At 43.6% G+C, this 8778-nt stretch carries 6 protein-coding genes; 4 read left to right on the forward strand and 2 right to left on the reverse strand.

What is annotated here, in order from left to right; all coding sequences use genetic code 11:
• Positions 1-24: 24 nt before the first annotated feature.
• Both fadJ and fadI read right to left on the reverse strand, forming a co-directional pair.
• Positions 25-2136: a fatty acid oxidation complex subunit alpha FadJ gene (fadJ, locus tag R7P69_RS12885; protein ID WP_005384446.1), complete on the reverse strand. Its 2112-nt coding sequence runs from the start codon at positions 2134-2136 to the stop codon at positions 25-27.
• On the reverse strand, positions 2136-3443 hold the full coding sequence (gene fadI / locus R7P69_RS12890) for an acetyl-CoA C-acyltransferase FadI (RefSeq protein ID WP_005384447.1): 1308 nt from the start codon (positions 3441-3443) through the stop codon (positions 2136-2138). The genes fadJ and fadI overlap by 1 nt, the downstream gene beginning before the upstream one ends.
• Positions 3444-4163: 720 nt before the next feature.
• Between fadI and R7P69_RS12895 the strand changes: the two genes are divergently transcribed.
• The 4 genes from R7P69_RS12895 to R7P69_RS12910 all read left to right on the forward strand — a co-directional run bounded on the left by R7P69_RS12895 (position 4164) and on the right by R7P69_RS12910 (position 8646).
• Positions 4164-4739, forward strand: coding sequence for a sigma-70 family RNA polymerase sigma factor (locus R7P69_RS12895; RefSeq protein WP_033907378.1), 576 nt, complete (start codon positions 4164-4166; stop codon positions 4737-4739).
• On the forward strand, positions 4732-5463 hold the full coding sequence (locus tag R7P69_RS12900) for a DUF3379 domain-containing protein (RefSeq protein WP_033907380.1): 732 nt from the start codon (positions 4732-4734) through the stop codon (positions 5461-5463). The genes R7P69_RS12895 and R7P69_RS12900 overlap by 8 nt, the downstream gene beginning before the upstream one ends.
• A gap of 297 nt (positions 5464-5760) precedes the next feature.
• Positions 5761-7020 carry an outer membrane protein transport protein gene (locus R7P69_RS12905; RefSeq protein WP_186584741.1) on the forward strand — a complete coding sequence of 420 codons (1260 nt, stop codon included), beginning with the start codon at positions 5761-5763 and terminating at the stop codon, positions 7018-7020.
• Positions 7021-7329: 309 nt separating this feature from the next.
• On the forward strand, positions 7330-8646 hold the full coding sequence (locus R7P69_RS12910) for an outer membrane protein transport protein (RefSeq protein ID WP_053304158.1): 1317 nt from the start codon (positions 7330-7332) through the stop codon (positions 8644-8646).
• Positions 8647-8778: the final 132 nt, after the last annotated feature.

Consider the following 8778-nt stretch of genomic DNA (forward strand, 5'->3'; position numbering starts at 1 on the left):
CCTTTTTCTCTACAGAAGCAACGTTTAATAGAACGTTGTCCCTTCACCAGCTCGAGTAAGCAAGCCATCACATGGCGCGTAACGATCGCCATACTTCGATGCAAACTCATTCATTTTCTCTACGAGCTCTTTAATGCCAAATTGGTCCATGTAACGGAACGGACCACCCAAGAACGGTGGGAAACCAATACCAAATATCGCGCCAATATCGCCGTCACGTGGCGAGCGAATGATACCATCATCCAAACAACGTACCGCTTCATTCAGCATTGGCAGCACACAGCGCAACGCAATATCGTTATCGCTTAGCTTAGATTCAGGGTCGAGCTTAAGCAGTTTGTAAACCGATTTGTCGACATCTTTCTTCTTGCCCTTGTAAGTGTAAAACCCCTTACCACTCTTGCGTCCTTTACGTCCATCATTTAACAAGATATCAAACACATCCGGCCCTTTGAATCGGTCACCTAACTCATTAACCAGGATCGGCATAATTTTCGCGCCAATGTCGACACCAACTTCATCCAACAAGGTAATCGGGCCAACAGGGAAACCAAAATCAAGCAACGCCGTATCAATCTTTTCGATCGGTTCGTTAGCCAACAAAATATGCGCCGCTTCGTTCATGTATGGAGCAAGAATGCGGTTCACGTAAAAGCCCGCTTTGTCTTTCACTACGATCGGGGTTTTACCTTGCTTCTTAGCAAGTGCAACAACTGTTGAAACGGTTTCATCTGACGTCGTTTCATGCGGAATCACTTCCACCAACGGCATTTTTTCTACTGGGCTGAAGTAATGCAAACCCACTACGTTTTCTGGACGCTCTGCTTTTTCTGCAATTTTGTGGATAGGCAACGAAGAAGTATTGGTCGCAAAGATAGTTTCTGTCTTAGCGTTCGCTTCAATGTCCGCCACCATTTTTTGCTTAAGATCTAAGTCTTCAAAAACGGCTTCAATTACGACATCAATATGATTAAAACTGGTAAAATCGACACCACCAGACAGTTGCAGCATTTTCGCTTGCAGATCGGCCTTGGATAGAATGCGACGTTTGCGCTGTTTCTCAAATAACTTGTAGTTGTAGTTGAGCGCGTTTAAAACGCCATCGTTGCTAACGTCTTTGATGCGAACAGGTACTTTTGCTTTTGCAACAGACACATGGCTGATTCCGGCGCCCATCAGACCACCACCAAGCACACCAACTTTATGAACTGGTGCTGGTTTCGCATCCGTGCCATTTTCTTTCTTCATTTCTGTTGTGGCAAAGAAGATCGAACGGAGCGCTTTTGACTCTGAGCTCATCACAAGCTCACCGAAGCGCTTCGCTTCAAGTTCTTGACCTTTAGCGAAGCCTTTCTCTAAGCCATGTTGAATAACTTCTAGAATTGCAACCGTTGCTGGATAGTTACCGCGAGTTTTTTGATTCGTTTTCTTCGCAGCTTGCTCAAATACAAACTTGCGCCCTAGCCCGCTACCAGACATCACCTTTTCTTTCGTCGATAGCTTTTTCGTGCCCTTGTTTTTACCTTTGTCGATAAACTGTTTTGCTACGTCGAGCAAAATGGTGTCAGGCACACAGGCGTCCACAACGCCCAATTTTTTAGCTTTCTTCGCACGAAGTTGTTTACCCGTCAGGATCAAGTCCAACGACGGTAACAGGCCAATCAAACGTGGCAGACGCTGAGTACCACCAGAACCTGGCAATAAACCAAGTTGTACTTCTGGCAGACCTAAACGCGTTTTGTCAGAATCCGTACAAACACGATAATCACATGCAAGAGCCAGTTCTAAACCACCGCCCAAACATGGGCCATGAATAGCCGCAACGACAGGATAAGGTAAGTCCGATAGCTGCTGGAACAACTCCTGACCTTGCCTTGCTAAGGCTTCCGCTTCACTTGCTGTGGTGCATGCTTCTAGCATTCGAACATCAGCACCCGCAACAAAATTGTCCGGTTTGAGGGAGTGGATGATCATCCCTTTAATACCACTGGAGTCTTTTAGCTGAGCAAAAATTTCTTTCATTTCGTCAGCAAAAGCCGCCTGCAGCGTATTCATTTTTTCATTAGGAACATCGATGGCTAACCAAGCAATATTTTGCTCATCAACCTTTAGACTAAATGCTTTTTGCTCGCTCATTACTCAACCTCCAGAATCATTGCCGCACCAAGACCACCAGCAGCACATGCGGTATTCAATGCAATACCACCGCCACGGCGTTTTAGCTCTCGTAGGGTTTGCGTCATCATACGCGCACCAGTCGCAGCAAATGGGTGACCATAAGCAATTGATCCGCCAAGCACGTTGAACTTATCCATGTCAATTTCACCAATCGCTTTTGAGCGACCAAGGTTTTCTTGAGCAAACTTATCGGAAGCAAACATCTTCACATTCGCCAATGCTTGAGCAGCAAAGGCCTCGTGCATGTCGATCAACGTCAGGTCTGACAGTTCCAAGCCTGTATTTTCAAGCACTTTCGCTGTAGCATAAGTCGGCCCCATCAGCATGTCCTTTTCCACGCCGATAGCAGAGAATGCATAACCTCGGATGTAACCAAGAATCTCCATTCCGAGCTCTTTCGCTTTACCTTCTCGCATCAACATCACTGCCGCACCACCATCAGTCAATGGCGTACTGTTCGCAGCCGTAACACTGCCATACTGACGATCAAACGCAGGTCGCAATTTCGCGTATCCCTCAACCGTTGAGTCATGACGAATATTGTTATCTTCCGAAATCCACTTTTTGTATGGTTCAGGGAAAGCCGTCATCACTTCATCTTGGATTTTTCCTTCTTTCCAAGCTTGAGAAGCCAGCGTATGAGAACGATGTGCAAGCGCATCCTGTTCTGCGCGAGAAATACCATGTGTTTTAGCCATTTGCTCTGCAGTTTGTCCCATGGATAAACCCGTAGAGTACTCTGCTACTGCTGGTGGCACTGGCATCAGGTCTTTAAAGCTCAAGTTTTTGAGGATACTAAGCTTCTGACCCATTGTTTTTGTCTTACTAAGAGCAAGCAGATTAGCGGCCAGTTTCTTTGATACGCCAATAGGCAGGACGGAAGAAGAGTCTGCACCGCCAGCAATACCAATATCGATGGTTCCCGCCATGATGCTTTCTGCGACATTAACCGCCGCTTGAAAACTCGTCGCACACGCTCGAGTCACACTGTATGCATCAGTATGGATGTTCATACCAGTGCCTAATACGATTTCTCGTGCGATGTTTGGCGCTTCAGGCATTTGTACTACTTGTCCAAATACCACTTGTTCGATTAGCTTCGGATCAATATCTGTTCGAGCAAGCATTTCGCTTACTACCATTTTCCCTAAATCGACCGCTGGCACTTGGCTAAATTCCGTGCTTTGACGAGCAAAGGGAGTTCGAAGCCCCGCGACAATAGCGACACGCTCACCATTGCGTGTTTTTACTTCCTGCTTGCCCATTGTTTCTCCTTAAATACAAGAGGTCTGACCTGATGCATTGTAATGAATTTGTTAAATTTATCAAACGTGCGTTTAAATAAACGTGAAGCAAGTAGTTCAATTACTCTACTTCTTTGATTCTTATGCGATTACTAATGGTTAACTATAGAGAGTTAAAACGGTAAGAGGTATACGGAAAGTAAAATCGAAGCAAAAAAAAACCACACATAACTGTGTGGTCGGAATATCTATAAAACAATTAACTTACGCCAATTGAAAAGTAATCAGTTTCCTGATTAGGAGAAAGTAAAGTCAGCCTTCAAAAGGAAGTGTCATCTTGCTCAACATGTTAGTCGCAATGACTAACGAGATGACAAGGTGTACTATAACCCCTTCACTGCTTGATATTTTGAAATAGATCAATTTTATAGTGATTTTACGAGTTTTAAGCTCACCTAAAGCGATTATTGATTCAAAACAATTCAAGAATCCACCATCAGAAGTCCCTTTTAATGCTCCATCGAGTGAACTTATCCAAGCCATTGATTACTAATGATGATATTGTTAACAATATATATCAATTCGTGTTCGATGATATCTGACATTTGCGTATACACTTTTAGGTAACCACATGGCTTATTGTGTCAAAGGGGTTGCATGACAAGTCCTGCAACCAAAACCGCTAAGCGATGAAGCAAGTAAAGTCATGCTCAGAACAAATAAGAAACTCACAGAGCGAGGATGGAGGCTCCTGTGGCCATATTAAAAATGTTTGGAAAGAAAAATTCCAACAGTCCGGTCAACTCTGATATGGACAAGCAAAGAAAATACGAAGCGCTCGTCCGAGGGTATCATCGTGACTTGTACCGCTACGCATATTGGTTGTGCAAAGATAAAGCGGTCGCGGAAGATCTAGTTCAGGAAACCTGTCTTAGAGCTTGGAAGTCACTCGATAGCCTCCAGGACGAAAAAGCTGCCAAGTCTTGGCTCATCACAATATTGAGACGAGAAAATGCGCGCCGCTTCGAACGTAAACAATTTGATTTAGTTGATATCGATGATTACGGCAATGATGCTAAAGTCAGCGATGAACCACATCATCAGCAAGAATGGCTGCAGGCACAGATCATGAAGCTCGATGTTGAATACCGTGAGCCTTTATTTCTCCAAGTTGTTGGTGGTTTCAGTGGAGAAGAAATTGGCGACATTCTTGATTTAAATAAAAACACAGTGATGACTCGACTATTTCGCGCTCGTAATCAACTTAAAGAGATGTTGGATTCTCAAGATACCAAGAGAGGACAAAAGAATGGATGATTTAGAATTTCGTCGTCGTATTTTGTCGGATCCAAAACAAAAGGATGAAGAGATTCTGCAAGCTTTAGCTGGTAGCGACGCCAACAATAAGTTTGTTGATGACGTTTTGGATCTCGATGTAAAAATTAAACAAGCCATGAATGTGGATGTACCCGAAGATCTCGCAGATAAGATTTTATTTAGCCAGACGTCGAGTGCACTTGATGAAGAGAAGGTCGTAAGACCAAACTTTGTCCGCAAAGCAATGGCACTTGCCGCTTCTATTGCGTTCACCGCAGGGTTATTAGTTGGCCAAGTAAACTGGGGAAATGTTTTGGTGTCTCCAGCACAAGCCAGTTTAGCGGATACCGCGATGAAACACGTTATTCATGAAGAACCGTTTGTTCGTCATCTTGATGAGGATGTACCGAGCTCGCAAATTAATGCGAAAATGTCGCCATTTCATTACCAGTTTAGTGAAAACTTTCCATATCACGTTTACTACCTAAACCACTGCGGTTTTGGCGAATCCAATGCGGTGCATATGGTGTTCCAAGGTCCAAAAGGTAAAGTAACGTTATTTATTACTGGTATTCCAAGCGAACAAAGTACCGACTTTAGTAAGGATGGCATGACCGGAATCGTTCAGCCCGTCGGGAGTTCAAGCCTGATTTTAGTCGGGGAAGAAGGTGAAAATATTGATGCGCTCGCTACGACTCTTGCATCAATGATTAAGCCGATGTAACAACTTCGACGATTTCCAGCCTTCAAAAGGTTAAATGCCGCTAAATGATCTTATTTAGCGGCATTCTTGTATAAATAGAACACAAAACATTCACCACCCCTATCGCATTTAGAGCTTAAACTCTAAATTATGCATTTTAAATGCAATTTCCCGTCTTTTAGACATCATTTCTGCAATTTTTATTCAATTTTATCCAATGGTCGGATTTGTCCAAGCAACTATTGATACTACTATCTGCGCCACTGAGCAAAAGCTCAATTTATCGTCCAAAGAGACGAATCTAATAAGGAAAAACAAATGACTCAGAACACGCGTCTGTTTAAAAAGACTCTCCTAGCAGTAACGGTAGCTTTTGCCTCAGGTCAATCGATGGCAGCGGGTTTCCAAATCAACGCTCAATCAGCAACTGGCATCGGCCGTGCATTTGCTGGTGATGCGGTAATCGCAGATAATGCAGCAGTAATGGCTCGTAACCCAGCAGCAATGGCTCTGTTTGATAAAATGGAACTGTCGCTAGGTTTCGAAAGCATTACTTCAATGATTGAAGTGAAAGATGCGAAATATAACGTTAATACTCCTTTGGGCTCCAATACTGTAAGTGTTGCTGATACTGATGATGTGGGTGATACGTCAATAGCTCCAAACATTCACCTAATCGTTCCAGTAAATGACAAGTTTGCATGGGGCGTAAACGCATACTCTAATTTCGGCACTAAAACTGAATTTTCAGATAACTACACCGCAACAGAGTACGGTGGTCTTACGGATGTAAAAAGCTTCAACTTTGGATTGGCGGGTTCTTACCGTTTAAACGAACAATGGAGCTTTGGTGCTGGTTTAGATTTAATCTACGGCCAAGGCACAATGAAGCGTACAACTAGCTCTTCAGTCCCAAGGGTTGGCGGTCAAAAAATTCTGGACGTAGATAAAGCTGATGGTTGGGCTGTTGGTTTTAACGTTGGTACTGTGTACGAACTAGATGAAAACAACCGTTTTGGTCTAGCGTATCGTTACAGCCCTGAATTTACGGCGAAAGACGACAAAGGTCAGGAAATCACGCTACCTCTACCAGATATGGCCGAGTTTTCTGGTTTCCACAAAATCCAAGACACTAAGTTTGCTGTACACTACAGCATCCAATACATCGGTTGGAAAGATTTCGACCAAATTGATTTTGAGAACCTAAATCAGGGTTTACTTAAAGGTGGTTACTCGAAAGACTATCAATGGCAAGATGGCTGGCACTACGCAATTGGTGGTACTTACTACCTAAACAACAACTGGACACTTCGTGCTGGTTACATGTACGACACAAGCGCTCAAGATAAAGTAACGTCTATCTCGGTACCAGACTCTGATCGCCAGTGGTTCTCCACAGGTTTCTCTTACCATATTGATAATAGCTCAAACATCGATTTTGGCTTCACGTACTTGTTAGGTGAAGATGTAAAAGTTAATGAGAATACTCAATTATCTCCTGTTCTTTCTACCGGTGTAACAGCAACAACTCATGCTGATGCAATTCTATTCGGCTTACAATACAGCCGTAGCTTCTAAACGCTTCGCTGTTAGTTAGTAGAAAAATACTTTATATAAAAGGCTGGATCTCCAGCCTTTTTTCATATCTGCGATTTATTGCCCACTCAATTTGAGTGAACACGTGTATCTAAATCTCACAATTAGGACGCACAGCTGTTCGCTGAATTCCGTTTACAAGCCTTTCACAGTTAGATTATTAAACCGCAAAAATAACATTTGAAAGGATAATATTTCAAATGACCACTTACGCTGGATTTTCATTTCTAAAGTAAAAACTCTACCTTTAAACTTTTGTCCCACGTTATAAACAAATCAGCGAACATTCGAATGAAAACCAACAAGACTCTTCTATCAACAGCAGTGGCATTAAGCCTACTTGGCACAACGGGCATGGCTAACGCAGCAGGTTTCCAACTTGCTGAATATTCTGCAACAGGCCTAGGTCGAGCATATGCTGGTGAAGCAGCAATGGCTGACAACGCAAGTGCACAATGGCGTAACCCAGCAATGCTAACTTATTTGGAAGGCACTCAAGTGTCCGTTGGTGCAATCTATGTGAACCCAAATATTGATATTGAAGGTGATGTAAACTTCCACGGTAGCACTTCTTCTGCATCTTCAGATGACTTCGCACATGATGCAATCATTCCAAACTTCTACCTATCACACCAATATAATGAGAAATTCGCGATTGGTTTGGCATTTGGCACCAACTACGGCATGGAAACCGATTTAGGTAAAGGCTTTGGTGCATCGCACTTTGGTAACGAAGCAAGCGTAACGACAATGGAAGCGAACTTAAACGCAGCTTACAAAGTCAATGAATCAATCAGCGTTGGTGGTGGTATCCGTTACATCATCGGCGAAGGCAGCTTTGGCGCAGCAGCTCCTAAGAATAACGTTGTAGGGTTAAATCCTGAAACTAATCAACCAATCAGTGTTCCTCAAGGTACCGCTCTAAAATACATGGAAGGTGACGATACCGCTTGGGGCTGGCAAGTTGGTACAGCATGGCAGATCAATGAAAATAACCGTATCGGCTTCGCGTACAAATCTGAAGTTGAACTGAAGCTTGAAGGCCATGCTGAAGGTCTTGGTTTTGGCTTCGGTACTTCTGAACGCGACAACGGCTACATGTATCTAAACCTGCCTGCAACGGCTGAGTTGGCAAGCTTCCACCAAGTAACAGACCAACTTGCGTTACACGCAAGCGTTAACTGGACGGATTGGAGCTCTTTCGAGAAATTGGAAGCACGTCTAAATACTGCTGGCACGCATATGGTTAAAGTAGAAAACTGGGAAGACAACTATCGCTTTGCTGTTGGTGCTACTTACCAGCTTAATCCTAAGCTAGCGCTACGCACTGGTATTGCATACGATACTTCAGCGGTAAGCGACAAAAACCGCACGATTACTATTCCAGAAACTGACCGCACTTGGCTAAGTATTGGCGCAACGTACGATTGGACGAAAGACTTCAGCCTAGACGCTGGCTTCACCTATATTTTTGCGAAAGACGCACCAATCGTTGAGTCTCGTGGTTACAAGTCAGACGACACTGCAGAACAAGTCGGCGGCCAATTTGTAGGCGAAACTACGGGTAATGTTTGGCTAATCGGTGTTCAAGCAAACTACCGTTTCTAACCAAGCTGCAAAATACAAAAAAGGCTTAGCATCAGCTAAGCCTTTTTTCATTTCTCTGTGCCGTCCTAAATAAGGTTGACACTTTCCACCCCCAAAATTGGAGAGTGTTATGAAATCAACAACTAAAAGAAC

The organism is Vibrio sp. 661, from assembly GCF_033339315.1.
Classification (GTDB): Bacteria; Pseudomonadota; Gammaproteobacteria; order Enterobacterales; family Vibrionaceae; genus Vibrio; species Vibrio alginolyticus.

Excerpts from the sequence above, each read along its gene's own strand:
- fadJ (WP_005384446.1), bottom strand. The coding sequence starts at position 2,136 with ATGAGCGAGCAAAAAGCATTTAGTCTAAAGGTTGATGAGCAAAATATT.
- fadI (WP_005384447.1), bottom strand. The coding sequence starts at position 3,443 with ATGGGCAAGCAGGAAGTAAAAACACGCAATGGTGAGCGTGTCGCTATT.
- R7P69_RS12895 (WP_033907378.1), top strand. The coding sequence starts at position 4,164 with ATGGAGGCTCCTGTGGCCATATTAAAAATGTTTGGAAAGAAAAATTCC.
- R7P69_RS12900 (WP_033907380.1), top strand. The coding sequence starts at position 4,732 with ATGGATGATTTAGAATTTCGTCGTCGTATTTTGTCGGATCCAAAACAA.
- R7P69_RS12905 (WP_186584741.1), top strand. The coding sequence starts at position 5,761 with ATGACTCAGAACACGCGTCTGTTTAAAAAGACTCTCCTAGCAGTAACG.
- R7P69_RS12910 (WP_053304158.1), top strand. The coding sequence starts at position 7,330 with ATGAAAACCAACAAGACTCTTCTATCAACAGCAGTGGCATTAAGCCTA.